Origin of the sequence: Micromonospora sp. NPDC049559, assembly GCF_040676675.1 — a bacterium.
In the GTDB taxonomy this organism is placed as follows: Bacteria; Actinomycetota; Actinomycetes; order Mycobacteriales; family Micromonosporaceae; genus JBFAPK01.
The window spans coordinates 19390-45801 of record NZ_JBFAPK010000011.1 but is presented as its reverse complement, the minus strand read 5'-3'; the positions used below and the strand labels follow the sequence as shown (position 1 = coordinate 45801).

Sequence of the window (26412 nt, the reverse complement as noted above, 5' to 3'; positions counted from 1 at the left end):
ACCCGGAGCGTCCCCCGGGCCTGGGGCCGACCCGGCCGGCGCGGGTCTGCCCCGGCCGGGTTCGGGGCCGCGCGGGGCGGGGCGGGAGCCCCGGGGACCGGGGGGAGTGCACGAGGAGCGGGGCGGCTGGGGGAGCGCCGGGGAGCGGGTCGGGCGGCGGGGAGTGGCAAGGTTCGGGGACGGGGAGTGCCGGGGACCGGGCCCGCCGGGAGGGGGAGTGCCGGGACCGACCGGATCACCCGGCCGGCCCCGACGTCGGATCAGCGGATCAGTACGACGGCCGCGGGCTGAGCGAAGTCGTCATCGTCGTCATCGTCGTCGTCCCCGCCACCCCCGATCCCGCAGGCCAGGACGAGGGCCAGCAGCGCGCCGACGCCGGCGATGCCGAGCAGTTTCTTCAGCATGGTTGGGTCGTCCCTCCGGAAGTCGGGCCGGCGCGTCCCGCCGGTCCCGATGGAGGCATCGATGGTAGTAACCACACGCCAGCGGCGGGTCGGCCCTGCAAGATCCGCACAAATTCCGGGGGCTGGCCGCGCAAGATCCGCACAACTTTCTGAGAAAGTGGCCCTTCGGATCGACCGCCAGGCCACTAATTCACGGAATTTGTGCGGATCTTGCCGAGGTGCCGCAGATCTTGTCGAGCGCGCTGCGGGTCTCGCGGGGGCGACCGTGAGGTGCTGTGGCGCCGTCACGCAGGGCTACCCGGCGGTGCCGTGCTCTGGTCATACCGGTGCGCGCCGTAACGATCATTACTTTCCCGGCAATGCGACCGCCCAGAAGGATCGTGGACGGTGCGGTGGCGCGGGCGGGTCGGTCCGGCGGGCGGCGCGTCGAGGTGAATGCGAGGTTAACTGCCGGTTTCATCCCGTTGTTGTTCCCGGCGCGCCGGCGGCGTGGCACTTCCCACAGCAGGGCACCGGCGCGGGAGGCTTACCGCAGGTCGGAGCGGGGTACCGGTCGTCGTCGCCGTTCCGACAACCCGGCGGATCGCGCTCTGCCGGGTGCTGTCGGTCCGGGCGACTAGGCTGGGGGCTCGTGGGGTACCGCTGGCGGGGCCCCGCGTGACGAGGACATATGATGGTGAGTGCCCGGATAGGGGCTGTTTTGGACGGCCCGCTGATTATTTTGTCCGCCCTGAGGGGTGGCGAGCGGGGCCGTCGGAGGAATACTCTCGGTCGCGGCCCGCGTACTGATGAGGCGCCCGGACACGGGCGAGTGGAGGTGCTCGCGTGAGCCTGTCGATCGTCAAGTCAGTCCTGCCCGGTGGAGTAGTCGAGATCGCCCCTCGCGGGGAGATCGATGTCGACACGGCGTACGAGGTACGCGAAGCAATCGCCGAGGTGCTGGCGAAGGGACAACCGTCCCGGATCGAGCTCAACATGCGACTGGTCAGCTTCATCGACTCCGTCGGCATCAGCGCCATGGTGGCCGGCTTCCAGACCGCCGAGGTGAGCAACGTGAAGCTGGTGGTCACCGAGCCCAGCCGGTTCGTACACCGGCAGCTCTGGGTCACCGGGCTGCTCGGCCTCTTCGGTGCTCCCGAGCCCTACTTCGCGGGCGCACCCGCTCCCGAAGCGGCGCTGTAGGTCCGGCGCGCCCGGTCTCCGTATTCGTCACCGGCGTCGAGGCTCGACGCCGTCCACGGCTGGGATGCCGTCCCTGGCTGGCGGGCGTGTCCCGCGTCCGCCGGCCGTACGGTGGTCCGCCGGCGCCTGCCGCCGGCTCCGCCGGGGTTCACAGCGTCGTCGGCTCCGCCGGGGTTCACAGCTCCGTGATGGCGCGGATGGTGGTGACGGAGGCGTAGCCCTCGGCCAGCCACGCCACATCCGTGCCGGGTTCCACCTCTTTGCCGGATTCTTCGAGCGCGGTCCGGATGAAGCCGCGCCCGACCTCCGCCACGGTCATCTGTACCTGACCGAAGCTGGCCAGCGAGGCGCGCTGTACGCCGCGCAGCCGCTCGTACGGGATGTCCGGCGTGTTCACGTTCAGGATGCACTCCTCCGGCGCCTCCGCCAGGCGGGGGAGCAGGTCCATCGCCACCCGCGCGGCGGTCTCCCAGTGCCGGGCCTCGTCGGCGATGCTGGCGCTTTCCACCGCCGCGCCCCCGCTGCCGGTGGTGGCCTCGTCGATCGAGAGGACGTCGAGCGAGACGGCCATCGCCCGGCAGCCGTTGGCCGCCGCGGTGAACGCCGCACCGGCGGTGCCGGAGTGCAGCACGGCCCGACCCACGTTGGCGCCCCGGTTGATCCCGGAGAGCACCAGCGCCGGGGGCGGCCCGAAGGCGCCGTGGATGGCGATCAGCGCGATGAACCCGGGCGAGCCGGAGACGCCGTACGACGGCACGCCGGGCAGCTCCCCGATGTCGTGCTCCTCGACCAGTACCCGGCCGTCCCGCTCGACCGCCGTCATCGCCGCGCTGGTACCGCTGGCGTCCGTGTTCGGCGCCGCGACCACCACGTCCAGCCCCTGCTCGACCGCCGCGCGGGCGAGGGTACGGATGCCCGGCGCGGCGATGCCGTCGTCATTGGTGATCAGTACGCGCGTGGTCATGGCCGGGCGGTCCGTCCGGCGAGCTGGTCCGGGGTCAACCGGTCCTGCCGGCCCGAGCCCAGCGGGGTGAGCCGTACCCGGTCGACGAGGCCGGCGATGCTGTCCGGCCGGCCGGTGCCGTACCCGTGCCGGGTGACGTTCAGGGCGCCGGCGGCCGTACCGGTGCGGATGGCGGTCGCCAGGTCCCCGCCCGCGGCGAGTACCGCGGCGACGCCCGCGGTCATCGAGTCGCCGGCGCCGTGCGGGTCCGCCACCTGGAGCCGGGGCATCGACACCTCGAAGACCTGGCCGTCGACCAGCGCGAGGGAGGGTCGCTCCGCGTGGCTCACCACCACGGACTCGGCGCCGCTGGCGTGCAGCTCGTACAGCGCCCGGGTCAGCTCCTCGTCGCTGTCGTCGTCGGCGCGGCCCTCCCGGATCAGCTCCTCGTGGCTGATTTTGAGGAAGTGCACCCCGCTCTCCAGCACCGCCCGCAGGTGGCCGCCGGAGAGGTCCGCCACCACCAGGCTGCCGTTCGCGCCGAGGTCGGCGGTGAGTCGCCGGTAGATGTCGTCGGGCACCAGGCTCGGCTCGCCCGGACCGCTGAGCACGCTCACCCGGGCCCGCAGCCCCTCCCCGAGCGCGAGGTTGTAGAGCTCGTCGAGTTCGTGCCGGCTCAGCGGGTGCCCGGGCACGTCGGCGATCTCCGCCGGCTCGGCGGACCGGTTGTCGTGCACGTAGCCGCCGCTGCTGGACTCCCGGTGAATCACCTTCAGGTCGACTCCCTCGCTGCTGAGCAGCGGTTCGAGCACCTTACCGATCTCGCCGCCGAGGGCGGCGCAGAGTGTCACCGGGGTACCGAGAGAGGTGATCATCCTGGCCTGCCAGACGCCCTGACCGCCCGGGTGCAGGTGGATCTCCACCTCGTCGCTGGGCTGGTCGATCGTCACGGTCAGCCGTGGGGCCGGCGCGAAGACCATCACGTGGTCGCTCACGCCGCCGACTCCCGGGGCTCGGTCGGTCCGTTCCCCCCGGCGGTACGGCTCCCGGTGGTGCGACCCCCGGCGGTACGACTCCCTCCGGCGGTACGGCGGGACGTCGCCGCGCTCAGCTGGCCCATGTCACCTTCGTTCCCTGCCTGCCCCGCCTCATGCCATCCGGGTGGTTCCTTCTGGGCGGCCGGCCGGCCGGCGGCCGGCCCGACGACCGGGGTGCGCCCGGTGGTTGCCGTCGGCGGGGTGCTGGGGCAATATGGGCCCACCCGTGAGGCGACCGGCATGCGGAGGTGCGGTGCTCAGGCGCGGTTCGTTCCGGTACACGATCCAGGCGCACTGCGAGTTGGCCGACGCCGTCGCCCTGCTGTCCCACTTCGACCGGCAGGCGGCGCTGCACCCGCTGATCGTGCGGGTACGCGAGCTGCCCGCGCCCCCCGGCGTGCTGCGCGCGTACCGGATCAACGACCGCCTCGCCGTCGGGCCGCTGCGCTTCCGGACCAGCTACCGGGCGGACGTGCTGCGGGCCACCGAGGACGAGGTGGTCTCGGTGGCCCGGCAGTGGCCGTCGACGCGGCTGGAGAACAACGCGCGGCTGCGGCGGGAGCCCGACGGGCTGGTCCGCGTCGACGTGGAGATCACCCTGTCGGCGCCCGCACCGCTGTTTCCGTACGCGTTCCGGCAGGCCCGGACCGCGCACCTGGCGTTGGCGACCCGGCTGCGCGAGACGCTCGATTCCCCGCCGGCCGGCTGATCCGCCCCCACGGCTTGTACGTGGAGAGAACGGTCATCGCCACCAGCAGGGAGGTCGAGACGGCCGGCGGGATCACCAGGTCCAGCCGGTCCCGGCCGGTCGTGGCGGCGCCGAGTTCACCGAGTGCCCGCAGGTTCGGCAGGAGCAGGAAGAGCACCAGCCCCAGCATCACGGTGGTGACGATCAGCTTGACCATCACCCACCGGTACCGGAACAGCCGCCAGGGCGAGACCAGGGCGTCGAGCACCCCGACGACCCAGACCAGTACGGCGAGCGGGGCGAAGAGCGCGGTCACGATCAGCCCGGCGGCGGGGTAGACGACGCCGGGGTCCGCGCCGGCCAGCCCGGCGATGCCGAGCGCGAGCAGGACCACGTCGGCGCCGAGCCAGCCGACCGCGGTGACGATGTGTGTGGTGAGCAGTGCCTTGCGCCAGAACGGGGCTACCTTCATGCCCGCGATGCTCCCGGGCCGCCGGCCGGGTGTCGTGGTGCCAGCGTGGACAGCCGGCGTACGCCCGGCGACGTAGGCGGGCGGGCCCCCGAGCGTAGCCCGCCCCGGCGTCAGCGTGCCGCGTGTTCGGCGCGGGCCGGTGCGCCGACCTCGTGCAGGTACCGCAGGGCCTGCCGGTAGGAGGTGACGAGGCTGGTCTCTTCGTAGGCGACGCCGATCTCGGCGCAGTACGCCTGCACGATCGGCTGGGCCTTGCGCAGGTTGGGGGTCGGCATGGCGGGGAACAGGTGGTGCTCGATCTGGTAGTTCAGGCCGCCCAGCGCCGCGTCGGTCAGCCAACCGCCACGGACGTTGCGGGAGGTCAGCACCTGCTTGCGGAGGAAGTCCTCGTCCCCGGTCGGGTGCGGCATGCCCTTGTGGTTGGGTGCGAACGTCATGCCGAGATAGACGCCGAACAGCGCCTGGTGCACCAGCAGGAAGGCGATGGCCTGCACCGGCGAGAGGACGATCAGCAGCGCGGAGAGATAGCCGGCCGCGTGCAGGATCAGTAGCGCGCATTCCAGGCCGCGGCGCTTCATCGTCCCGCTGCGCAGTGCCTTGATGCTGGAGACCTTCAGGTCGGCGGCGAGCAGGGTGAGGAGCGGGAAGAACAGCGCGGCCTGGTGCCGGGTGACGAAGCCCTTCAGCCCGCGTCGGCCCAGGGCCGACTCCGTCGCCCAGATGAGCACCTCGGGCGCGACGTCCGGGTCGAGGTCGTCATGGTTGGGGTTGTTGTGGTGGCGCGTGTGCTTGTCCATCCACCAGCCGTAACTCATGCCGATGCCGAGGTTCCCGGCCAGCCGTCCGGCGACTTCTCCGGGGCGCTTGGTGCGGAACACCTGACGGTGCGCCAGGTCGTGCGCCACCAGCGCCACCTGGGTGAACGTGACAGCGAGGAACGCGGCCGTCAGCAGTTGCCACCAGGACGAGCCGATGACGAAGAACGCGGCCCAACCGCCGAGGAACATGAGCGCGACGACGCTCAGCCGTCCGACATAGTAGCCGGGCCGGCGCTGCATCAGCCCCGCGCCGTTGATCCGGCGCGACAGCACGGCGAAGTCACTGCCACCCGTTGTCCGAGGTGGCAGCACGGCGGTCGTCGTCCGGGACGGCATCATGGTGGTCGTCATGCTTCTATCAGACCGCTCGGCGCCCGCGTCGTCAGGAGCGCTACCTCCTCCGGTACGGGGGTGCTAGCACCACCATCGGGCCGTGCGTCCCGGGGCACAATATGACCCGTGGACATGACCGGGACCGCGCAACGGCTGGGCCGACCCGCCCGGCGTGGCGTGCGCTCGGTGCTGGACGGCATGGTCGCGGTCGGTCTGGCGGTCACCAACGTGCCGCTGCTCGCCATCTCCGTCGTCGCGCTGGCCCTTGCTCCCGTGCCGTTTCTCGGTCTGGCGCTGGTGCCTTGGACGATGACCCTGGTCCGGATGCGCGCCGATCTCGAACGCCGACGTGCCTCACGGATCGGCGTCCTGGTGACACGTCCGTACCACCCCCCTCCGGAGCGGGCCGGGGCCGGTGGCTGGCAGCGCTTCCGGTGGACCGTGACGGATCCGGCCACCTGGCGCGACATCGCCTGGCTCCTGCCCGGCGCGATCGTCGGTTGCGGGCTCGGGACGATCTGCGTGGTGGTGCCGCTGTACGGGCTCGCGGGACTGACGCTGACACCGCTGTGGATCTGGCTCGGCACCGGCTGGTACGGCTACGGCGCCGTCTGGTCGGTCGACACGTTCAGCGACGGCCTGCTCTGCCTGCCGCAGGGCGCCGTCATCCTCGCGGCCGGCCTGTGGGCGGCTCCGTGGCTGCGCCGCCTCGACGCGCACTTCGCCCGGCTCTTCCTCGCGCCGACCAGGGCCGCGGAACTCCGGCTGCGCGTCACGCAGCTGACGGTGACGCGGGCCGACACGGTGGGCGCCCAGGCGGCGGAGCTGCGCCGCATCGAACGCGACCTGCACGATGGAGTCCAAGCACGCCTCGTCTCGCTGGGTATGACGATCGGCCTGGCCGACGAACTGATCGACCGCGACCCCGCGGCGGCCCACGAACTGCTCGCCGAGGCGCGTGAGGCCAGCGGTACGGCGCTCGTCGAGCTGCGGCATCTGGTCCGCGGCATCCACCCGCCGGCGCTCGCCGAACGCGGGCTCGGCGGTGCGGTTCGCGCGCTGGCGCTCAGCCTGCCGGTGCCGATCGCGGTCGAGATCGACCTGCCGGGACGGCCCGACACGCCGGTCGAGTCCGCGGCGTACTTCGCCGTCGCCGAGACGCTGACCAACCTGATCCGGCACAGCGGCGCCCACACCGCGTCGGTGTCGTTGCGACACGCGGACGGTGTGCTGTCGATGGTGGTCACGGACGACGGCGCGGGAGGCGCCGACCCCACCGCCGGCACCGGCCTGCGCGGTATCGTGCGACGCCTCGCCGCGTTCGATGGCACGATGGCGCTGTCGAGCCCGCCCGGAGGGCCGACCGTCATCACCATGGAGTTGCCGTGCGCGTTGTCATCGCCGAGGACCATGCCCTCCTCCGTGACGGACTGACCCGGCTCCTGAAGGCCTTCGACTTCGACGTCGTCGCGGCGGTCGACAACGGTCCGGCGCTGCTACCAGCCCTGATCACACACGAGCCCCAGGTCGCGGTCATCGACGTCCGTCTGCCCCCGACGTTCACCGACGAGGGGTTGCAGGCCGCGATCGCCGCCCGCGCCCGGATCCCCGGCCTGCCGGTCCTCATGCTCTCCCAGCACGTCGAGCCCCTCTATGCCCGGGAACTTCTGAGCACCCCGGGTGGAGGCGTCGGCTACCTCCTCAAGGACCGGGTGTCCAACGTCGGCGAGTTCGTCGACGCCGTCCGTCGGGTCGCCGGCGGCGGCACCGCCATGGACCCCGAGGTGGTCTCGCAACTGCTCGCCCGCCGGGAGCCCCTCGCGGTGCTCACCAACCGGGAACGCGAAGTGCTCGGCGAAATGGCTGAGGGCCGCTCGAACGCCGCGATCGCGACCAAGCTCCGCATCACGGAGAAGGCGGTGAGCAAGCACATCAACAACATCCTCACCAAACTTGACATGCCCCCCTCAGAGGACGACAACCGTCGGGTCCTCGCCGTCCTGGCGTACCTCAACGCCTGAACGTGCGGAGACGGGGGAGTGTGGATCTAACGGTGTTTCCGGCCTGACCTGCCGGGCGTTGTGCCTGGTGAGGAGGGTGCCGTGATGACCGCGACACTGAACGACCAGACCGGACGCAAGAAGCGGCCCGAGCTGTCGGCGGAGGCGAAGGCCGCCGCCGAGCTGGTCCGGGCGGCTAAGGAACAGGGCCTGTCGTTGACGGGCCCGGACGGGCTGCTCAAGCAGTTGACCAAGACGGTCCTGGAGACCGCGTTGAACGAGGAGTTGACTGAACACCTCGGTTACAAGAAACACGACCTGGCCGGCGTCGGGTCGGGCAACGTCCGTAACGGCACCAGGCCGAAGACCGTGCTGACCGACGCGTCGGGGCCGGTGCAGATCGACGTGCCGCGGGACCGGGCCGGCACCTTCGAGCCCCAGATTGTCCGTAAGCGGCAGCGCCGCCTGTCCGGGGTCGACGAGGTCGTGTTGTCGCTGTATGCCAAAGGGCTGACCACGGGCGAGATCTCAGCGCACTTCGCCGAGATCTACGGCGCTTCGGTGTCGAAGGAGACGATCTCGCGGATCACCGACAAGGTGATTGAGGAGATGACCGATTGGTCGCACCGGCCCCTGGACGAGATCTACGCTGCCGTGTTCATCGACGCCATCATCGTGAAGGTCCGGGACGGGCAGGTCGCGAACCAGCCGTTCTACGCCGCGATCGGGGTCACCCTTGACGGGGAGAAGGACATCCTCGGGCTGTGGGCCGGCACGGGCGGTGAGGGCGCGAAGTTCTGGATGAGCGTGCTGACCGACCTGCGTAACCGGGGCGTGAAGGACGTGTTCTTCCTTGTCTGCGACGGGCTGAAGGGCCTGCCGGAGGTGGTCACGAACGTGTGGCCGCAGACAGTGGTGCAGACCTGCGTGATCCACCTAATCCGCAACACCTTCCGCCTCACGTCGCGCAGGTACTGGGACGAGATCAAGCGCGACATCAAGCCGATCTACACCGCCGTCAACGCAGCTGCGGCCAGGGCCGCGTTCGACGACCTGGCCGAGAAGTGGGGCGGGCGGTATCCGGCGGTGATCCGCTTGTGGGACAACGCCTGGGCCGAGTTCATCCCGTTCCTCGACTACGACCTGGAGATCCGCACCGTCATCTGCTCCACCAACGCGATCGAATCGCTCAACGCCCGCTACCGGCGGGCCGTGAAGGCCCGCGGCCACTTCCCCAACGAGCAGGCCGCGTTGAAGTGTCTGTACCTGGTGACCCGGTCCCTGGACCCCACCGGAGCAGGCAGAACCCGATGGACGATGCGCTGGAAACCCGCGTTGAACGCCTTCGCCATCACCTTCAGCGACCGCTTCCCAGCCGCTGAAACCTACTAACCAAGACCGCCGGAAACACCGTTAGCGAGACAGCCCCGGAGACGGAGACCGGGCACCGCGCGACCGGGCCGGCCGGCGAGGTCAGTCGCGGGTCGGCGCGACTATCGCGCGCCGCAGCTCGGCGAGGGTTCGTTTGAGCAGGCGTGAGACCTGCATCTGGGAGACGCCGATCTCGGCGGCGATCTGGGTCTGGGTCATGTGCTCGTCGAAGCGCATGCTGAGGATCCGTCGCTCCCGGAGCGGGAGCGCGGCCAGGAGTTGCCGGAGGGTCAACTGGTCGTCCACCCGGGCGTACTGCGGGTCACTGCCGCCGATGATCCCGATGAGGTCGACGCCGGCCCCGGCGGGATGCGGCGCGTTCAGTGACGTCGGGCGGTAGGCGTGCCGGGCGCTGATGGCGGCCCGTACCTTGTCGACGGCGACGTGCAGGTGCGCGGCGAGTTCGGCGGAGGTCGGGGTACGGCGCCGTCGCTGGGTGAGTTCTTCGGCGGCGGTGACGAGCTCGCGGGCCAGTTCCTGGGTCGAGCGTGGCACCTGTATTCCCCACGTGGTGTCGCGGAAGTGTCGCTTGAGCGCGCCGAGGATGCTCGGAACGGCGTAGGCGGCGAAGTTGTTCCGCCTCGTGGGGTCGTAGGCGTCGACGGCCCTGACCAGGGCGAGAGCGGCGACCTGGGTGAGGTCGTCGAGCGGTTCGCCGCGGCCGGCGTAGCGGCGTGCCAGCCGGTTTGCCATCGGAAGATTCTGCTCGATGGCCTGGGTGCGGAGCCTGGAACGGCCGAGATGCTCGGCGGGCAGGCCGGCGTGTTGGCGTAGCAGTTGTTCGGTGACCAGGAGAACGCCGGCGGGCTGGGCGCGACCGGCCGACCCGACGACGAGGAGCGTCGGGGAGGGGTGTCGGGGGCGGCCGGCGAGGCGCGCGCCCGGCGTGGCGAGCGGGCTGGGTCGACCGATGTTCGCGGCGGGCTCGGTGGGAATGCTCATGATGATCAACGCCCTGCGTCGGAGGGCCGGCGGGCCGCGCCGGTGGGGACGGTTCCCGTGCCGGGAGCCGCCGGGTCCTCGCCGCCCTCCGTCGCGGCGATGGCCGCGGCGAGAACGTGCGACGCGTGGTGCTTGTCGGCCGGGTCCGCGGCGGCGCGCATCGCGTTCTCGGCCGTCGTCGCCGCGGTGGTCGGCGGTACGACCAGTAGGTCGATCTGGTCGCCGCGTTCCGTGGTGGCGACCAGCAGGGCAATGTCGATCGAGTGGAACCATCCCACCCGGACCACGCCGGTACCGACGACGAGCCGGCGGAAGCGGCTGCTCCAGGCGCCGCTGTTGAGTACCAGGTTGCGGATCCGGCCGTAGCGGCCCGACAGGGTCAGGACGAGCCCGGGCAACTCGGCCGTCGGATCCCAGGACCGCGGCCACCACCCGCCGTCCAGAACCGCGCTCGCGGACCGGACCGGGGCGAGTAGGAGTCGGGGGACAGACGGCGGTTCCCGGGGAACGACGGTGGCGCGTTCGGCAGCGGTGAGCATGTCGACCTTCCTGAGGTGCGGGCGGAGGTACGCCGCGCGGAGGGAATGCGAGGGGCGGACCGACGGCTTGCCGACGTCCTGTCGGCGGAGAGCCGAGCCGCTGATGGGTGTCAAGGTGTCCGGCGTGAGCCGGTAGGCCGACGAATACGTCCTTGTCGAACGCCATGAAGCCGACTCACCTGTCGTCGTCGAACCACTTCACGGGTTGCCGTGTCACGTCGCCTCCTCTTCGGGAATTCGCGTCCACGCGCTGTGGAAGCCACTGGCCGCTGCTGGCTGGCGAACCCACCGCCCGGAGGAGATGACGACGCCCGCGAGACTTGATCCGCGGGGTGCATAGACCGATGCGAAATTTCGATCCTGTGCAACGGTACCCCGGATGGGAGATTCCCGCTCCGCGGAACCCGCCCATCCCGGGTAGGGTGGACGCGAGTCGTCAGGCGGGCTCACCGGTCGCACGGAATCCGCAGGTTCTGCGGGCAGTACGGCGGCGAACTGGAAGACCAGCGCTCGCATCAGGCGTACGACTCATGCGGAGCGCGGCACCAGGGACCTGGCGGCTTGAGCGTTCCCGCGCGCGGCCACCGGCAGGGCGGCCAAGCGGCTGACCCGGCGCCCATGCCCTCCACGGCCCGGGCCCTTCGCGGCCCGTCACCAGTCGTGGATCGTCACCTCGATCGGTGGGCGGATCTGTCCTCGGCCTGGTCGGGCGTGCGCGCCCCGGCACCGCGCGCCCCGGCACCGCGCGCCCCGGCACCGCGCGCCCCGGCGCGATCGGGCCCGCCGCTGCGGCGCCGGGGCGCCGGGCGAGGACGGGCTCGGCCCGGCCGCCGGGACGAGGAACCCGACGACGGTCCTCGGTGGCCGGTCGATTACCACACGGATCGGCAAAAGGGGATATTGAAATTGACATATGTAGATGCCTAGGATCTCTCCACCCCCACGTATTGGAGAGTGAGCCATGTTCTCACGCAGACTCGGCCGTACCCTGGTGGCGCTCCTGACCGGTGCGACCGCCACGTTCGGCGCCACGCTCACCAGCCCCGCGGCCGCCTCCGCCGACGTACGGATCGCCGCCACGGTCTGCTACAACGCCAGCCAGGCGCCCAGCTTCACCGGCGTCGCCAGCCAGGCGGCCTCGATCTGGAACAACGCCACCTCCAATGTCAACCTCTCCGCCTGCGGGAACAACCTGCGGATCTACCAGATCACCGGCGGCGGCTCGTACGCGGTACGCACCAGCCTCGGCAACGGCCGGGTCTACATCGACACCCAGCAGGCCCAGCAGTACAGCCCGCTGCGGATCATGGCGCACGAGATCGGCCACATCCTCGGGCTGCCGGACAACTACAACGGCAACTGCGCGATCCTGATGTCCGGCGGCAGCGCGGGCACGAGCTGCACGAACCCGTACCCCAGCTCCACCGAGGCGGCCCGGGTCGACACGCTCTTCGCCGGTACCCGGATCTCCGCCGAGAACGGCGAGCAGGTCTTCCGCGACAGCTGGCCCAGCCTGGTCGGCACCGCCGCGCACGCCGGCTGACACGCCCGACCCGCGCCGCCCAGCGGGTCGAAGAAGGGCCCCTCGACCGAGGGGCCCTTCCTCATTCACGGGAACGAACTTTTCGCGGAACGAACTTTCGCGGGGACGAACTACAGCGTGAACGGGATCGTCACCGTCGACTGCCGGCCGTCCGTGGCGCTCGCGTCGACCCGTACCGTCGAGGCGGCGGAGCCGATCGCGCTCCAGACCTCGATCCGGACGCAGCCGTTCGCCAGCGCCGCGAAGCCGCCGGTGGTCGACCGTACCCCGCTGGCCTGCGTGTACGCCTCCGTGCCCGGCACCGGGTCGGTGGCGAAGTACTGGTACGTCTCCACCCGTGAGTAGCTGCCCGAGCCGGTGAAGTCGTACGAGATCCGGGCCTGGACCGCGTTGGCGACCGCGCTGCCGGAGTCGACGTGCAGCGTGAACGCCGTCGCCCCGGAGTTGTACGTTCCGGTCAACCCGCAGACCGTCGAGGTGACCGGGTTGTGCGGGGTCCCGTCGTAGTTGCCGTTCGCCGCCGGGATCGTCACCGTCGTCGCGGCGCCGCCCGGCGTACCCGAGAGCGCGCCGCCGGAGCGCAGGTAGAGCAGGTTCGACCGGACCGGCGGGCCGGTCGGGGTCGGCGTGGCGGTGGGCGTGGCCGTCGGGGTCGCGGTGGGCGTGGCCGTCGGGGTGGTCGTGGGCGGTGTGCCGCCCCCGGCGTTGCCGCCGCTCCAGGTGAACGCGCCGGTGGTCGCGGTCCGTCCGGCCGGGACGCTGAGCGTACGGCCGTCCGAGAAGGTCACCGTGATCGGGCTGCCGGTGATGTTGGCGGCCACGTACGTCCGGGCCCCGCCCTTGACGAAGACGGCGTAGAGCGGGGTGTTCGCGGTGACCGAGGTGTCCACCTGCCCGAGCGCGGCGAGGTTGCGGATCCAGTGGAACGTGTGCGCCCGGCTCTCGCCCTCCTCCGGGGCGTACCCGGGGTTGGCCCGCAGGTTCGCCAGCGCCGTGTCGCCGCTGTTCATGGCCTGGAACGACCAGAGCACGTCCTGCCACACGGTCGGCGGACCGCCGTTGTTGGTGACCAGTTCGTTCCAGTTGGTGGCGACGTAGCCGGGGCGGTAGCCGAGGTAGTTCGAGCCGCCGGTGATCGGCAGCAGGTTGATCCCCTGGATCATCTCGGGCTCGCCGCTGAACCAGGTCGCGTACGCCCCGCCGTCGCCCCAGACCATGCCGAGGGCGCGGTGGCCGAACTGGGCCGGGAAGTTCTGGTCGGCCGAGTCGAACCAGTACTCCTGGATCGCCTGCGCCTGGGTGGTGTAGATGAAAAGCCCGGCGTCGCGTACCGCCGCGTTGCCGGTGGCCAACCCCCACTGGATCAGCGCGTTGGCGAAGTTCATCCCCTCCGACGAGGACTCCTGGTTGTTCCCGGCGCCGAAGGCGGCGTGGCCGGAGGCCCAGTCGTGGCCGGCGAAGATGTCGAAGTCCCGCAGGAACGGGAACATCGGGTCGGCGCGGTCGGGGTTGTTGGCGTCGCGGATCAGCAGGTTCACCATGCCGCCGTACTGGCCGGTGCTGGCCCAGGCCGGGTCGAACTTGGCCAGCGTGGCGGCGGCCGCGATGTAGTAGCCGTAGTGGAAGTGGTGGTCGTTGAGCTCGGCGTCCGAACCGTACGAGGCGGGGTAGCCCACGAGCGTGCCCCACGCCTGGTCGTAGTGGAACAGCCGGCCGGTCTCGCCGGTGGAGGCGGTGAACCAGTCGGTCAGCCGGGAGCGGATCGCGCCGAGGAAGTGGTCCCGCTGCGCGGTCCGGCCCAGTTGGTCGGCGATCTCCGCGAGCCGGGCGGCCCGGCCCAGCCCCTTGCCCGTCCAGTACGTGTCGTTGCCGAAGCCCGCGAGCGGGTCGCCGGCGGCGGCCTGGTCCAGGTAGCCGCCGAGGGTGGCCAGGTCGGCGCCGGTCGAGGTGGCGACGGCCGGGATCTCCGGCAGTACGCCCTGGTAGCGGATCGCCGTGCTGAACTCGCCGGCCCCGACCAGCGTGCGCATCGCGCCGCGCGGCGAGACGTACGTCTGCGCGATCGGCGTACCGCCGGCGAGGTTCTTCCACTGGTGCGGGTAGAGCGAGATCACCGTGCCGCGCTCGGTCCCCTCGCGGGGCGTCGTGGTGACCGAGTAGGTGGCGGTGACCACGCTCGACGCCTGGTTGTAGCTCCAGCCGACCCGGGTGCCCGTCACGTGCGCGTGGGCGTACCGGCCGTAGCTGTCCAGCAGGGCCGTCCGCTCGGCCGCCGAGCTGGAGGCCGTGGTCGGCAGCACCGCCACCGAGAAGTAGCCGCGCCCGGCGAGGGTCGAGGCGACCGTGTTGCCGCTGACCGTCCAGGTCGCGCCCGTCGGGGCGAAGGCCGCGTAGTCGTGCCCGCGGACGGTGAAGCCGATCCGGCCGCCGGTGTTGGCCCAGACGGTCGGCGCGGCGGTGAGGGAGAGCAGGGCGTCGCCGCCGGTGGCCTGCGCGTAGACGAAGGGCAGCCCGTGCCCGATGGTCGCCCTCAGCGTACGGGCGCCGTCCGACCAGTACGGTGTGACCGTCCAGTCGCTCCAGCCGTCGACCTTGACGTCGGGGGAGTTGAGGCCGCGTACGCCGAGGGTGAAGTCGGCCGAGTAGGGGAAGTGGTACTCGCCGACCGTGGTGGGCGTGCCGGAGACGGTGACCTGCGTGGGGTATCCGACCCCGAGCCCGCCCGCGCCGGTGTCGAACGACATCGGGTGGGCGTGCAGCGGCTCGGAGTAGGCGCAGTCGAACTTCTTGAAGACCAGCGACGACCACCAGTCGTTGGTGGGCAGGGCGCCGGCCGGCGCGTTGGCGGTGAGGTAGCGGCGCGGGTTGGTGGCGAGGTCGGCGCAGCCGGCCGGGGCGGCGGCGCCGGCCGGGCGGGTGGTGGTGTAGCTGCCGGCGCCGACCGGGGCGGCGCCGGCGGTACCGGCCACGCCCAGGGCGAGCGTGCCGGCCGCGAGCGCGACCACGGCGACGGCGGCGAGTCCGGAGCGGGGGCGGACGCTCCTGCCGCGGCGGGTGTTCCTGGTGGTGAGACGGGCGATCGCGCCCCGGTGGTGGTCGCCGGGTACGGCGCCACGGACGGGCGGGTTCATGCTGCCTCCGGTGACGGGGGGAGCCTCCGGTGGGGACGGTGGAGGCTCCCGGGTGGGGGTGGCACGTGGCGGTTTTCCCACGCGTTGACCGAGCTTTGCCGAGAGATCACCAGTGACCGTGGCGGCTGTCAATGTGTCGACGGCATGTTTGCCGTGTTTCTCCTCGCGCGGTCCCGTGGCGTTGACAGTGCTCGTCGGGGCGGGATATATCTGAGAGAGCGCTCTCTTTTCGGTCCTGGCCCTCTGCTGCCTAGGGTTGAAAACGCTCTCTCCCCCTCGGCGGTCCGATCCGCAGGGCGCCGGCACCACCAAACGGGGTGCCGGCGTGCTCGACCGCTGGCGCCGGCGCGGTGCTGGTGTCGCGGGCGTGGGCAACCGCCGCCCGCAGCTCCGTCCGGTGCGTCCGGGACGGCGAGGCGGTGGTGAAACCCGATCGTCGAGGCGATGTCCTCGACGTCGTTGAGGCGGGTCACGGGGTTGTGGGGATCCGCCTCAACGTCGGCCGTCGGGACCTTCGGTGACTCCAGGCCGCGGCGCGCCGGGGACTGGAACGGGCGGCTCGCCGTCGACCGCTGACCGCGTCCGACCGATCCGCGCCGTCCTGACCGGACGGGCGTGGGGGCCGGCGCGCGAAGTGCGCGCCGGCCCATTCCAATGCCGTGGCCGGGGCGTGCGAAGTATCGGCACGCGGGCCGGTCAAAGGCCCTGACGTTTGAGCCACGCGAGCGTGTAGTCCGCGATCTCACGCCAGCCGTGATCGAAGACCAGTGAGTGGCCGCGGTCGGGGAACGACTGGAAGTCGGTGGTGGCGTTGGAGTCGCCATAGAGCTTGCGGGTCGCCTTGGCGATGCTCTCCGGGGCGGTGTGATCACTTCCTCCGCCGATGATGAGCAGTGGTCCGCGACTGTCCGTCTTCGTGTCCACCGCTGCCGGAGATGTCTTCTTGAAGTTGGCGGTGCTCGCCTCGAAGAGCGGTTTGCCGGGGCCGGGGATGGCCCAGCGGTTGAACAGTTCGTCCGATTCGCTCTCGGGGATGGCATTGCCGAAGGCATACCGGAACTGATGCTGGCTCAGCACAACCGCCTTGTGTTTGTTGCTCGGCTTGGACAGCACCGGAAAACCCGAGCGGATCTGGGAGAGCGGTACGGCCTTGACCCCCTTGATCTGAGCTGGGTCGATGACGATACAAGCGGCCGCGTAGCCGTCGGCCAGAAGTTTCTGGGCGACCACGCCACCGAAGGAGTGGCCGATGACGATCGGCTTGGCGTCGAGGCCTTCGATCACATCGATGTAACTTGCCGTGATGTCGTCGAGGCCCTGGTCCCCGACGGCCTCGGAGTTCTGGCGTGTTTCATCCACGCTGCCGGAGTCGCCCGGCCATCCCGGAGCGATGGGGTCGTATCCGGCCTGACGGTAGAGATCCATCCACCCTTGCCACGAATTCGAGTGAATCCACAGTCCGTGGATGAGGACGACTGGAATCGACGTCGACATCTCGGTTGCCCCCATATCGCTGACTCGGGCTGTTCCTTCACGTTGCCGCGCCCAGACCTGGAAATGCCGTTCCCGTCCGGAACCGCAGCGTCCTTGATCGGATACCCACCGCGGTGGCGTTGATGCGGCACCGGTCAACTCGTCGGCCCCTGCCTGCCGCCGGCAAGGGACGTGGCCGCGAGGGGAGGTCTTTCTGTGCGCGTCGACGACGCCGTTGGGCGATGGGGCGAGGTTCAGCGGCCGCGCGGCGGGTGGTCCCGGCCCGGCCGGTTGACCCCCTACCCCGTGTACCCGGAGACCTCGGTCAGCAAAGTGCAAGCCTTGGCTTGCGCATAGGAATCTGATGTGCAAGTCTTGGCTTGCTCTTGAGGGTGGCGTACGCCCTGACCAGGTCGTCTGTTCGACCGGGCCGCGAACGGACCGCCGGATGCCGCGTTCTCCAAGAAAGGGACACGTACGTATGACCGCCGACACGGCCTCGCCGCCACGCTTCACCGGACGGCAGCGGTTGATCCTGTTCGTCCTGCTCGGCGCCGGGTTCATGCTCTCCGTCGACTTCTCGATCCTGAACGTCGCGCTGCCGGAGGTCGGTGCCGGCGTCGGGCTGGGGTTGGCCGGGCTGCCCTGGGTCGCCTCCGCGTACGCGCTGCCCGCGGCGGGCTTCACCCTGCTCTTCGGGCGGCTGGCGGACCTGTTCGGCCGGCGCCGGATGTTCCTGTCGGGCATGGTCCTGCTCGCCGGGGCCTCGGTGCTCGGCGGCTTCGCCGCGAACCCGGAGATGCTCCTGACCGCCCGCGCGCTCCAGGGCCTCTCCACCGCCCTGTCGATCCCGGCCTCGCTCTCCCTGCTCACCACCACGTTCGAGGAGGGCGCGACCCGGGACCGCGTCCTGGGCCTCAACGGCGCGCTGCTCTCCGGCGGCTTCACCATCGGCGCGCTCGTCGGCGGCACCCTGGTCGGCCTGCTGAGCTGGCGCTCGGCGTTCTTCATCAACGTGCCCGTGGCCGTGGCCATCCTCGTGCTCACGCCGTTCCTGGTCGCCGAGAGCAGGGTGCCCGACCGGGTCAGGCTGGATGTGCCCGGCGCGGTCGCCGTGACCGGCGGCCTGCTCGCCGCCGTCTACGCGATCATCGAGCGGAGCGTCGTCGCGGGGGTCGTCGGTGTCGTGCTGCTGGTCGCGTTCTGGGTGATCGAGCTGCGCGCCCCCGCGCCGCTCGCCCCGGTCCGCATCCTCGGGCGCCCGACGGTGAAGTGGGGCAACTACGCCGGTCTCGTGGTGTTCAGCATGGAGACGGCGATGATCTTCATGATGACGCTCTACCTCCAGAACGTCCTCGGGTTCGACCCGCTCGTCACCGGCCTGGTCTTCGGCGTCCCGGGCCTGGCGGCGGTGCTCGCGGGCCCGATCGCCGGTCGCCTCATCGGCCGGTACGGCTACCGCAGGGTGCTGCCGGCGGGCCTGACCGTACAGGGCCTCGCCACGGTCCCGCTGATCTTCATGGGCGCCGACCGTCTGGGGCTGGTCATCCTGATCCCCGCGCTGCTCGTCGGCTTCTTCGGGCACGTGACGTCGATCGTGGCCTACACGGTCACCGGCACGTCCGGCCTGCCGAACGAGGAGCAGGGTCTGGCCACCGGCCTCACGACGATGACCCAGAACTTCGCCATCACGATCGGCATCCCGATCCTGAGCGCGATCGCCGCGACGCGGAGCCCGGAGTTGGCCGGCATCCACCGTGCCCTGGTCGTCGCGGTGGCGGTGACCCTGGTCAGCGTCGCGCTCGTCTGGTTCGGGCTGCGTCCGGGCCGCGCGACGGCGGTACCGGCGGCGCGGGAGGCGGGCGAGCCGCTGGCCGCGTCCCGGGGCTGAGCCGCCGCTCCGCGGCGGGCGGCGGCGCACACCACCGGCCGGGGACCTGGCGGCCGACCCTCGCGGGATTGATTGCATCGACAGTCGTCACTAGGATTGCCGCGGGCGCCATCGCGGGGACGACCGGGCACGGGCTGGCCGGTCCGCCCCCGGTGGATCGGAAGTCGCCGGAGCCGGGCAGCGGCCGCAAGCACACCCGAGACATGATCGGCGGGTCGGTGCGGGCCGCACTGTCGTCGCAGCAGCACGCTGCCGGCGCCCGGTCCCGGGTCGCCGGCGGCGGCAGTCCCGGAAGGACCCGTACCCATGAGGGTTTCCCTACCGCACCGCCGCGTGCCCCTGGCCGTCGTCACGGCGACCGTCCTGGCCGCGAGCGCCGTCACCACCGCAAGCCTGACGCTGGCACCGTCCGCCCAGGCGGCCGCCGGCTGCCAGGTCGACTACCGCGTCAACCAGTGGCCCGGCGGGTTCACCGCCAACATACGCGTCACCGCCGGCGACAGCGCCGTCAACGGCTGGACGGTCACCTGGACCTATCCGGGGGACCAGCGGATCACCAGCGCCTGGAGCGCCCAGGTGACCCAGTCCGGCGCGCAGGTCACCGCCACGAACGTCGCCTGGAACGGCAGCCTGCCGGCCGGCGGCAGCACCGAGTTCGGGGTGCAGGGCACGTACGCGTCGAGCAACGCCGCGCCGACGGGCTTCGCGCTCAACGGCACCCCCTGCAACGGGGGCGGTCCGACCGTACCGCCGACCACGGCCCCGCCCACGAGCGCGCCGCCGACCACGGCCCCGCCCACGACGGCCCCGCCCACCACCGCGCCGCCGACGACCCCACCGCCGGCCGGCTGCGGCTCGGCGGCGTTCTGCGACGGCTTCGAGTCCCAGACGGGCACGGTCCCGTCGGGCAACTGGGGACTGAACTACCCCGACTGCCAGGGCAGCGGCACCGCCTCGATCGACAGCGGCACCGCGCACCAGGGCGGCAAGTCGGTACGGATCTCGGGCACCGCCGGCTACTGCAACCACGTCTTCGTGCGGGCCAACCGGGACCTGAGCGGCCTCGGCGCGGTGCGGTACGGGCGGTTCTGGGTCCGCCACACCACGGCGCTGCCCGCCCAGCACGTGACCTTCCTGGCCATGCGGGACGCCAACGACGGCAACCGGGACCTGCGGATGGGCGGCCAGAACGGGGCGTTGCAGTGGAACCGCGCCTCGGACGACGCCACGCTGCCCGAACAGAGCCCGGCCGGGGTGGCGCTGAGCGTGCCGCTGGCCACCAACCGGTGGAGCTGCGTCGAGTTCATGGTGGACGGGACGCAGGGGCGCCTGCAGACCTGGGTGGACGGTAGCGCGGTGACCGGGCTGACGGCCGACGGTACGCCCACGCACGACGTGGACTCGCAGTGGCTCGGCCGGGCCAACTGGCGCCCGAGCCTGACCGACCTGCGGATCGGCTGGGAGAGCTACGGCGAGGGCGCGGACACGCTCTGGTTCGACGACGTGGCCGTGGGCGGCGCCCGGATCGGCTGCTGACCACGCGGTCGTGGTCCGTCACCCGCTCGGCGCGGGTGACGGACCACGATGGGCGTTCCGGATCAGACCACCGAGAGGTGTACGTGGTTCGTGTGGTCGCTGGACGGGTCCCCGTTGCCGCTCTGGTACGCCTTCCAGCCGCTGCTCGGCAGCCAGATCTGTTTGAACCAGATCACGTACAGCACCCCGAGGCGGTTCGCGTTCTTCACGAAGTACGCCGCCAGGTTGTTGCCGTACGTCTTGTCGCCGCCGGTCGCGACCCCGCCGAACCCGTTCTTCTGCGCGGCGAAGTCGCAGGCGCGCCCCTTGGGGTGCTCGCCCGAGCCGCCGTTGCGGTGGCAGGAGACGAACCGGGTGAAGCCCGCCGCCTTGGCCTCGTTCATCGCGTGCAGGGTGCGGGGGGTGATGCAGCCGGAGGTGGTGGGATCGTTGACGCTGCACGACTCCTTGGGCCAGGAGCCGTCGGCGTTGCGCGCCGCCGGCTTCGCCGAGGAGGAGCTGGCCCCGCTCACCCCGGCGCTCGGCCCGCCGCCACCGGCCAGGGCGAGTGCCCGCTCGGCCTGCTGCTTGCGCTTGGCCATCTGGTCGAGCTGGCGGCGCTGCTCCCGGATCTCGGCCTCGACGGCCGCCTTCGCGCGGGTCTCCTGCTCGCGGGTGTCGAGCAGCGCCCGCAGCGCCCGGTCCTCGTTGCTGGCCACCGCCGAGAGCGCGGTCGCCCGGTCCAGGAACCCGTCCGGGGAGTCGCTGTCGAGCAGGGCCGAGACGGGGCCGAGCCGCCCGGTCCGGTACGCCACCCCGGCCAGCTGGCCGATGTTGCCGCTGCGTACGGTCAGCTCGGCGGCGAGCTGTTCCAGGTGGGCGTTGAGCTGTTGCTGCCGCTTGGTCGAGTTCTCCAGCGCGGTCTGGGCGTCGAGGAAGCCCTTGCTCGCCGCGTCGAGCTGTTCCCGCAGGCTGGCGGAGCCGCCCTCGTCGTCCGTGGTGGGGGCTGCCACGAGCACCGGCGCGGCGGTGGCCGTACCGGCCGGCAGGCCGGCGATCCCGAGCGTGACCGCCACGGCCAGCAGGCCGGCCAGCCGCGCGTACCTTCGTCGTGCAGATGCCAGCGTTGGCATGGACACATCCTTCCGTCAGCCGCCGACCGGGTTAGCTGACGGGTTCGGGACGGAAGATCCCTACCGCTGACGCGGATGCACCCCGGAAACGTGGTTCCCCGGCTCGCGCGAAGCGATTAGGCGGCGGCTCCCGCAGGCGCCGGAAGGCGCCACCTGGCGGAAGCCGGGGCCGAGCCTACCGGCCCCGCCGGCCGGAGGCAGGCATTGGCGGGTCGAAGACAAAGATGAATGCCAACATAACCGCGCAATGCGGACAGAGATTTAAGGGTCCGCTAAAGGGTCGCCCGGGTCACGGGTTCACGAGTCACCGGTTCTCCGGGTGACCGGTTCTCAGGTCACCAGTTCTCCGGGCGGCAGTCGCCGGCGGCGGCGCGCGGCTCGACCTGGAGGGTGGCGTGCGTGATGTGGAAGTCGTCGGTCAGCGCCGACCGCGCGGCGGCCAGCACCGCCCCCACCTCCGCGCCGGCCCTGAGGGTCAGGTGCGCCGAGGCCACCTCCATCCCGGAGGTGAGCGTCCAGACGTGCAGGTCGTGCACGTCCGCCACGCCCGGCACCGCCGAGAGCCGGGCCTGCACGGCCGGTACGTCGAGGTGTTCGGGGGCGGCCTGCACCAGGATGCGTACGGCGGCCCGGCCGAGCCGCCAGGTGCGGGGGAGGATGAACAGGCCGATCGCCACGGCGACCACCGGGTCGGCCCACCACCAGTCGGTCAGTGTGATCACCACGGCCGCGGTGATCACCCCGGCCGAACCGAGCAGGTCGCCGAGGACCTCCAGGTAGGCGCCGCGCAGGTTGATGCTCTCCTCGGCGCCCTCGCGCAGCAGCGCGAACGCGACGACGTTGGCGAGCAGGCCGATCACGGCCACCACCAGCATCGGCCCGGCGAGCACCCGGGGCGGCTCGGCGAAGCGGCGTACCGACTCGACGAGCACGGCGAGCGCCACGCCGAAGAGCAGGACGGCGTTGGCGAGCGCCGCCAGCACCTCCAGCCGGTAGAGGCCGAAGGTGCGCTGCGGGTCGCCCGCCGCGCGCCGCGCCGCGGTGATCGCCGCGAGCGCCATGCCGATGCCGAGTACGTCGGTGAACATGTGGCCGGCGTCGGAGAGCAGGGCCAGTGAACCGGTCGCCAGAGCGGTGCCCGCCTCGACCAGCATGAGGGTGCCGAGCAGCGCGAACGCCACCCAGAGGCGGCCCCGGTGCCGCCCGGCCGCGTGAGCCCCGTGACCACCGTGGCCGTGTCCGATTCCCACCAACACACCTTCCGTCGCGGGTCCGCGCCCGGTCCAATCTATGCTCACATCGCTATGTATGCAACTGTCGGGGGTTCCGCGGGCGCCCCGGCGAGGGCGCGGCCGTGCCGAGCGCCGCACCTGGCCGCGCCGCTCGGCACACCTGGCCGCGCTGCTCGGCACACCCGGTCGCGCTGCCCTGTCGCGCCGCTCGGCGCACCCGGTGGCGCTCCCCGGCCCGCGACGGGCGGGCGGCGCGAGACAGTGACATAGTTGGATACTCGCCGGCTCGGACGCCTCGAAGGAGTTCACCCATGCCGCACCGACGAATCCCCGCCGTCCCGTCGACCGTCACGCTGGCGGTCGCCGCGGGGCTGCTGACCGTACCCGCCGACGCCGCCGCCGCGTCGGCCGCGACCCCGCCCGCTCCGGCGTACGCGCTGGTCGCGGCCGGTTCCGCGAAGCACGGTACGGCGCCGCTGCCGTGGACCTTCGCGCTGCCCGACGGGTTCCAGCCCGAGGGGATCGCCATCGGCTCCGCCCCCTACGCCTACTTCGGCTCCCGCGCGACCGGCGCGATCTACCGCGCGAACCTGGTCACCGGTGCCGGTACCGTCATCAACTCTGGCCCGGGCACCCCCTCCCTCGGGTTGAAGATCGACCAGCGCGGCCGGCTCTTCGTGGCCGGCGGCGCCGGCGGCGACGGCCGGGTCCTGGACGCCCGCACCGGTGCCACGCTCGCCAGCTACCCGTTCGCCACGGGTCCCAGCTTCGTCAACGACGTGGTGCTCACCCCGGACTCGGCCTGGTTCACCGACTCCACCAACCCGGTGCTGTACCGGCTGCCGCTGGGTCGCCGGGGTGCGCTGCCCGCCCCGGACGGCGTGGTACGGCTGCCGTTGACCGGTGACATCGTCTACGGCACCGGCATCAACGCCAACGGCATCGCCCGTACGCCCGACGGCAGGGCGCTGCTGATCGTGCAGTCCGGTACCGGGCTGCTCTTCCGCGTCGACCCGGCCACCGGGGTCACCCGTACCGTCGACCTCGGCGGCGAACTGCTCACCAACGGGGACGGCCTGCTCCTCGACGGGCACACGCTCTACGTGGTGCAGAACCGGCTCAACACGGTCGCCGTGGTCCGGTTGGACCGGAGCGGGAGCAGCGGCCGGCTGGTCGAGCGGCTCACCTCGGCCGGCTTCGACGTACCCACCACTGTGGCCGCGTACGGCAAGCGCCTCTACCTGCCGAACGCCCGGTTCACCACCACTCCCACGCCGACCACCCCGTACACCGTGACGGCCGTCCGCCGTCCCTGACCTCGCCTCCGTCCACCCCCCGACCCCGTCGATCTAGGGCAAATCCCGGTGATTGGAGATCAATCCACGAGGATTTGCCCTAGATCGCGGAGGCGTCGATCGTGATGAGGCGCTGGGTGGCGCGGGAGAGCGCGACGTAGAGCGTCCGTACGCCCGACTCGGCGTCGGCCCGGATCTCCTCGGGCGCGACCAGCACCACACCGTCGTACTCCATGCCCTTGGCCTGGAGGCTGGTCACCACCTGGAGCCGGCCGCCGCCCTCGACGCCCGCCAGCCAGCCGGCGACCTCGTCCCGCCGGGGCACCGGCGTGATCACGCCGACCGTCCCCTCGACCTCCTCCAGCAGCGCGGTCACCGACTCGACGACCGCCGCCGGCAACCGCCCGCCCGGTACGGTCCGGGCCACCGGCGCCACTCCCGTGGTCCGGACCGCCCGGGGCAGCTCCAGGTCGGGATAGACCTCGCGGATCACCGCCGCCGCCACCTCGAAGATCTCGGCCGAGTTCCGGTAGTTCGTGGTGAGGGTGAACGAGTGCCGCTGGCGGCGGCCCAGCGCCTTGTCGCGGGCGCGCACCAGCTCCTCCGGGTCGCCGGTCCACGCCGTCTGGGCCGGGTCGCCGACCACGGTCCAGGAGGCGAGCCGGCCCCGGCGGCCGAGCATCCGCCACTGCATCGGCGAGACGTCCTGCGACTCGTCGACCACCACGTGGGCGTACTCGCGGTAGTCCTCCGGGCGTTCCCGGGCGGCGGCGCGGGCGGCCCGCTCCCGGTCGGCGTACGTGCTCAGCTCGCGCACCCCGCCGGCCGCCTGGAACGGGTCCCGCTTCGGCCGGGCCGGGCGCGGCGGGCGGCCGAGCAGCTCGTCCAACTCGTCCAGGAGCGCCACGTCCGCGATGGTCAGCCCCTCCTCGGCCAGCGTCCGGTACGACCGCTCCAGCGCCCGGATCTCGGCGCCGCTCAGGATCCCGGTCGCGTACGCCCGCAGCCGCTCCGGCCGGGCCAGCCAGCCGAGCACGTGCCGGGGGTGCAGGCGGGGCCACCAGGCCTTGATGAAGTCCCGGAAGTCGGTGCGCTCGGCGAGCTCGTCCTCGAACGTGCGCTGGTCGGGCAGGCGGCCGACGCGCAGCCGCTGCGCCTGCTCCCAGAGCGCGTCGAAGAGCCCGTCGATGCCGGCGCGGCGTACCTCGTTGCGCCGGGCGCCGCGCGGCAGGGCCCGGGTCCGGATGGCGTCCAGCTCGGCGGTGGTGAGCCGGAGCAGCTCGCCCCGGTAGAGCAGGCGCAGCTCCGGTGGGCTGTCCGGGACCGCGTCGCGTACCGCCCGCTCCAGCACCCGCCGCATCCGCAGCGAACCCTTCACGGCGGCGACGGCCGTCGGGTCGGTACGGGTCGCCGTGAAGCCGGGCACGAGCGTGCCGAGCGAGTGCAGCGTCGCCGCGTCCTCGCCGAGCGAGGGGAGGACCGAGGCGATGTACTCGACGAAGACCGTGGACGGGCCGACCACCAGCACCCCGCCGCCGGCGTAGCGGTTGCGGTCGGAGTAGAGCAGGTACGCGGCGCGGTGCAGGGCGACCGCCGTCTTGCCGGTACCGGGGCCGCCGGAGACGATCGTCACGCCGGAGCCGGGGGAGCGGATGGCCTGGTCCTGCTCGCGCTGGATGGTGGCGACGATGTCGCGCATGCCGCGTCCGGTCGCCCGCGAGAGGGTGGCGAGCAGGGCGCCGTCGCCGACCACGCGCATGCCGGGCGGCGCCGCGCCCGGGTCGAGCAGGTCGTCCTCGATCCGGGTGACCCGCTCACCACTGGACTGGATCATCCGGCGCCGGATGACGCCGCGCGGCTCGGCGGCGGTGGCCTGGTAGAAGGCGGCGGCCGCCGGTGCCCGCCAGTCGATCACCAGCGGCTCGGCCTGCTCGCCGCGTACGCCCAGCCGCCCCACGTGCAGCACCGAACCGTCGCGCAGGTCGAGCCGGCCGAAGACCAGTCCCTCGTGCTCGGCGTCTAGCGCGTGCCGGCGCCGGGCGGCGTGGAAGACCATCGCGTCCCGCTCCACCAGCGCGCCGAAGTTGCCCACCCGGGCCAGCCGGTAGCCGTCGCGCTCGGCCCGCGCCGCGGCCTCGCGGAGCTGTTCCAGCCGCGCGTAGACCCGGTCGAGGTGCCGCTGCTCGACGGCGATCTCCTGCTCGAGGGTGGTGAGGTCGGTCAACGCGCATACTCCCGGACGGTCGTCATCGGGCGGCGGCCCCGCCCGGACCACCAATGGTGACGCGCGCGGGCGCGCCGAGGTGGCCAGAGCGAGGGTACGGGTACTCGCAACCGGGCGTTCCGGTGATCAACGACACGCCGCCCGCAAGTTGATCAAAGGTACGTGGGGACTCGAACTCGACCAACC

At 71.9% G+C, this 26412-nt stretch carries 21 protein-coding genes and 1 riboswitch; of the genes, 9 read left to right on the top strand and 12 right to left on the bottom strand.

Annotation, left to right across the window (positions count from 1 at the left end; translation table 11 throughout):
- Positions 1-260 precede the first annotated feature (260 nt).
- Positions 261-404, bottom strand: a complete 144-nt coding sequence (locus AB0J86_RS14900) for a hypothetical protein (protein WP_363857220.1) — start codon at positions 402-404, stop codon at positions 261-263.
- Positions 405-1229: 825 nt separating this feature from the next.
- Here AB0J86_RS14900 and AB0J86_RS14895 point away from each other — a divergent pair.
- Positions 1230-1586 (top strand): STAS domain-containing protein, encoded by a 357-nt coding sequence (locus AB0J86_RS14895; protein WP_363857218.1) that lies wholly within the window; start codon positions 1230-1232, stop codon positions 1584-1586.
- Positions 1587-1761: 175 nt separating this feature from the next.
- Here the strand turns inward: AB0J86_RS14895 and AB0J86_RS14890 are convergent, their stop codons facing one another.
- Complete coding sequence (locus AB0J86_RS14890; RefSeq protein ID WP_363857216.1) at positions 1762-2550, bottom strand: 5'/3'-nucleotidase SurE; 789 nt, start codon at positions 2548-2550, stop codon at positions 1762-1764.
- Positions 2547-3509 carry a PfkB family carbohydrate kinase gene (locus tag AB0J86_RS14885; protein WP_363857454.1) on the bottom strand — a complete coding sequence of 321 codons (963 nt, stop codon included), beginning with the start codon at positions 3507-3509 and terminating at the stop codon, positions 2547-2549. Before AB0J86_RS14885 ends, AB0J86_RS14890 begins: the two co-directional genes overlap by 4 nt.
- 310 nt (positions 3510-3819) lie before the next feature.
- Between AB0J86_RS14885 and AB0J86_RS14880 the strand changes: the two genes are divergently transcribed.
- A complete protein-coding gene (locus tag AB0J86_RS14880; RefSeq protein WP_363857214.1) occupies positions 3820-4275 on the top strand; it encodes an SRPBCC family protein in 456 nt (151 codons plus the stop codon).
- Here AB0J86_RS14880 and AB0J86_RS14875 read toward each other — a convergent pair.
- Both AB0J86_RS14875 and AB0J86_RS14870 read right to left on the bottom strand, forming a co-directional pair.
- Entirely contained in the window at positions 4160-4726 is a 567-nt protein-coding gene (locus AB0J86_RS14875; RefSeq protein ID WP_363857212.1) for a hypothetical protein, read from the bottom strand. The two genes, AB0J86_RS14880 and AB0J86_RS14875, sit on opposite strands and share 116 nt — an antisense overlap.
- Before the next feature lie 110 nt (positions 4727-4836).
- Entirely contained in the window at positions 4837-5895 is a 1059-nt protein-coding gene (locus AB0J86_RS14870; RefSeq protein WP_363857210.1) for an acyl-CoA desaturase, read from the bottom strand.
- 114 nt (positions 5896-6009) lie between these two features.
- Here AB0J86_RS14870 and AB0J86_RS14865 point away from each other — a divergent pair, with 114 nt between their 5' ends.
- The 3 genes from AB0J86_RS14865 to AB0J86_RS14855 all read left to right on the top strand — a co-directional run bounded on the left by AB0J86_RS14865 (position 6010) and on the right by AB0J86_RS14855 (position 9269).
- A complete protein-coding gene (locus AB0J86_RS14865) occupies positions 6010-7311 on the top strand; it encodes a sensor domain-containing protein (RefSeq protein WP_363857453.1) in 1302 nt (433 codons plus the stop codon).
- A complete protein-coding gene (locus tag AB0J86_RS14860; protein ID WP_363857209.1) occupies positions 7263-7898 on the top strand; it encodes a response regulator transcription factor in 636 nt (211 codons plus the stop codon). Before AB0J86_RS14865 ends, AB0J86_RS14860 begins: the two co-directional genes overlap by 49 nt.
- Positions 7899-7982: 84 nt before the next feature.
- Complete coding sequence (locus tag AB0J86_RS14855; protein WP_363857207.1) at positions 7983-9269, top strand: IS256 family transposase; 1287 nt, start codon at positions 7983-7985, stop codon at positions 9267-9269.
- 81 nt (positions 9270-9350) lie between these two features.
- On the opposite strand, the gene AB0J86_RS14850 is transcribed toward AB0J86_RS14855, so the two are convergent.
- Together AB0J86_RS14850 and AB0J86_RS14845 are read right to left on the bottom strand one after the other, a co-directional pair.
- A complete protein-coding gene (locus tag AB0J86_RS14850) occupies positions 9351-10250 on the bottom strand; it encodes a SigB/SigF/SigG family RNA polymerase sigma factor (RefSeq protein ID WP_363857205.1) in 900 nt (299 codons plus the stop codon).
- Positions 10251-10255: 5 nt separating this feature from the next.
- Positions 10256-10789 (bottom strand): DUF5994 family protein, encoded by a 534-nt coding sequence (locus tag AB0J86_RS14845; protein WP_363857203.1) that lies wholly within the window; start codon positions 10787-10789, stop codon positions 10256-10258.
- Between the two features lie 961 nt (positions 10790-11750).
- Between AB0J86_RS14845 and AB0J86_RS14840 the strand changes: the two genes are divergently transcribed.
- The gene (locus AB0J86_RS14840; protein WP_363857201.1) at positions 11751-12332 is read left to right on the top strand and encodes a snapalysin family zinc-dependent metalloprotease; all 582 of its coding nucleotides are present in this window, start codon (positions 11751-11753) and stop codon (positions 12330-12332) included.
- Between the two features lie 110 nt (positions 12333-12442).
- On the opposite strand, the gene AB0J86_RS14835 is transcribed toward AB0J86_RS14840, so the two are convergent.
- Positions 12443-15463 (bottom strand): glycosyl hydrolase, encoded by a 3021-nt coding sequence (locus AB0J86_RS14835; RefSeq protein WP_363857199.1) that lies wholly within the window; start codon positions 15461-15463, stop codon positions 12443-12445.
- Positions 15464-16159: 696 nt separating this feature from the next.
- Positions 16160-16957 carry an alpha/beta hydrolase gene (locus tag AB0J86_RS14830; RefSeq protein ID WP_363857197.1) on the bottom strand — a complete coding sequence of 266 codons (798 nt, stop codon included), beginning with the start codon at positions 16955-16957 and terminating at the stop codon, positions 16160-16162.
- 460 nt (positions 16958-17417) lie between these two features.
- Between AB0J86_RS14830 and AB0J86_RS14825 the strand changes: the two genes are divergently transcribed.
- Both AB0J86_RS14825 and AB0J86_RS14820 read left to right on the top strand, forming a co-directional pair.
- On the top strand, positions 17418-18827 hold the full coding sequence (locus AB0J86_RS14825; RefSeq protein ID WP_363857195.1) for an MFS transporter: 1410 nt from the start codon (positions 17418-17420) through the stop codon (positions 18825-18827).
- A gap of 306 nt (positions 18828-19133) precedes the next feature.
- On the top strand, positions 19134-20363 hold the full coding sequence (locus tag AB0J86_RS14820; protein WP_363857193.1) for a cellulose binding domain-containing protein: 1230 nt from the start codon (positions 19134-19136) through the stop codon (positions 20361-20363).
- Positions 20364-20425: 62 nt separating this feature from the next.
- On the opposite strand, the gene AB0J86_RS14815 is transcribed toward AB0J86_RS14820, so the two are convergent.
- Both AB0J86_RS14815 and AB0J86_RS14810 read right to left on the bottom strand, forming a co-directional pair.
- Positions 20426-21475 carry a hypothetical protein gene (locus AB0J86_RS14815; RefSeq protein WP_363857192.1) on the bottom strand — a complete coding sequence of 350 codons (1050 nt, stop codon included), beginning with the start codon at positions 21473-21475 and terminating at the stop codon, positions 20426-20428.
- Between the two features lie 4 nt (positions 21476-21479).
- Positions 21480-21608: riboswitch (cyclic di-AMP (ydaO/yuaA leader) on the bottom strand.
- A 202-nt stretch (positions 21609-21810) separates the two neighbouring features.
- Positions 21811-22725, bottom strand: coding sequence for a cation diffusion facilitator family transporter (locus AB0J86_RS14810; RefSeq protein ID WP_363857191.1), 915 nt, complete (start codon positions 22723-22725; stop codon positions 21811-21813).
- 293 nt (positions 22726-23018) lie between these two features.
- Here AB0J86_RS14810 and AB0J86_RS14805 point away from each other — a divergent pair, with 293 nt between their 5' ends.
- Positions 23019-24023, top strand: a complete 1005-nt coding sequence (locus tag AB0J86_RS14805; RefSeq protein WP_363857189.1) for a superoxide dismutase — start codon at positions 23019-23021, stop codon at positions 24021-24023.
- 79 nt (positions 24024-24102) lie between these two features.
- Here AB0J86_RS14805 and AB0J86_RS14800 read toward each other — a convergent pair whose 3' ends face one another.
- Complete coding sequence (locus AB0J86_RS14800) at positions 24103-26226, bottom strand: AAA family ATPase (protein ID WP_363857187.1); 2124 nt, start codon at positions 26224-26226, stop codon at positions 24103-24105.
- Between the last annotated feature and the right edge of the window lie 186 nt (positions 26227-26412).

Coding starts and splice junctions, on each gene's coding strand:
- AB0J86_RS14900 (WP_363857220.1), bottom strand. CDS start 404: ATGCTGAAGAAACTGCTCGGCATCGCCGGCGTCGGCGCGCTGCTGGCC.
- AB0J86_RS14890 (WP_363857216.1), bottom strand. CDS start 2,550: ATGACCACGCGCGTACTGATCACCAATGACGACGGCATCGCCGCGCCG.
- AB0J86_RS14885 (WP_363857454.1), bottom strand. CDS start 3,509: ATGGTCTTCGCGCCGGCCCCACGGCTGACCGTGACGATCGACCAGCCC.
- AB0J86_RS14875 (WP_363857212.1), bottom strand. CDS start 4,726: ATGAAGGTAGCCCCGTTCTGGCGCAAGGCACTGCTCACCACACACATC.
- AB0J86_RS14870 (WP_363857210.1), bottom strand. CDS start 5,895: ATGACGACCACCATGATGCCGTCCCGGACGACGACCGCCGTGCTGCCA.
- AB0J86_RS14865 (WP_363857453.1), top strand. CDS start 6,010: ATGACCGGGACCGCGCAACGGCTGGGCCGACCCGCCCGGCGTGGCGTG.
- AB0J86_RS14855 (WP_363857207.1), top strand. CDS start 7,983: ATGACCGCGACACTGAACGACCAGACCGGACGCAAGAAGCGGCCCGAG.
- AB0J86_RS14850 (WP_363857205.1), bottom strand. CDS start 10,250: ATGAGCATTCCCACCGAGCCCGCCGCGAACATCGGTCGACCCAGCCCG.
- AB0J86_RS14845 (WP_363857203.1), bottom strand. CDS start 10,789: ATGCTCACCGCTGCCGAACGCGCCACCGTCGTTCCCCGGGAACCGCCG.
- AB0J86_RS14840 (WP_363857201.1), top strand. CDS start 11,751: ATGTTCTCACGCAGACTCGGCCGTACCCTGGTGGCGCTCCTGACCGGT.
- AB0J86_RS14835 (WP_363857199.1), bottom strand. CDS start 15,463: ATGAACCCGCCCGTCCGTGGCGCCGTACCCGGCGACCACCACCGGGGC.
- AB0J86_RS14830 (WP_363857197.1), bottom strand. CDS start 16,957: ATGTCGACGTCGATTCCAGTCGTCCTCATCCACGGACTGTGGATTCAC.
- AB0J86_RS14825 (WP_363857195.1), top strand. CDS start 17,418: ATGACCGCCGACACGGCCTCGCCGCCACGCTTCACCGGACGGCAGCGG.
- AB0J86_RS14820 (WP_363857193.1), top strand. CDS start 19,134: ATGAGGGTTTCCCTACCGCACCGCCGCGTGCCCCTGGCCGTCGTCACG.
- AB0J86_RS14815 (WP_363857192.1), bottom strand. CDS start 21,475: ATGCCAACGCTGGCATCTGCACGACGAAGGTACGCGCGGCTGGCCGGC.
- AB0J86_RS14805 (WP_363857189.1), top strand. CDS start 23,019: ATGCCGCACCGACGAATCCCCGCCGTCCCGTCGACCGTCACGCTGGCG.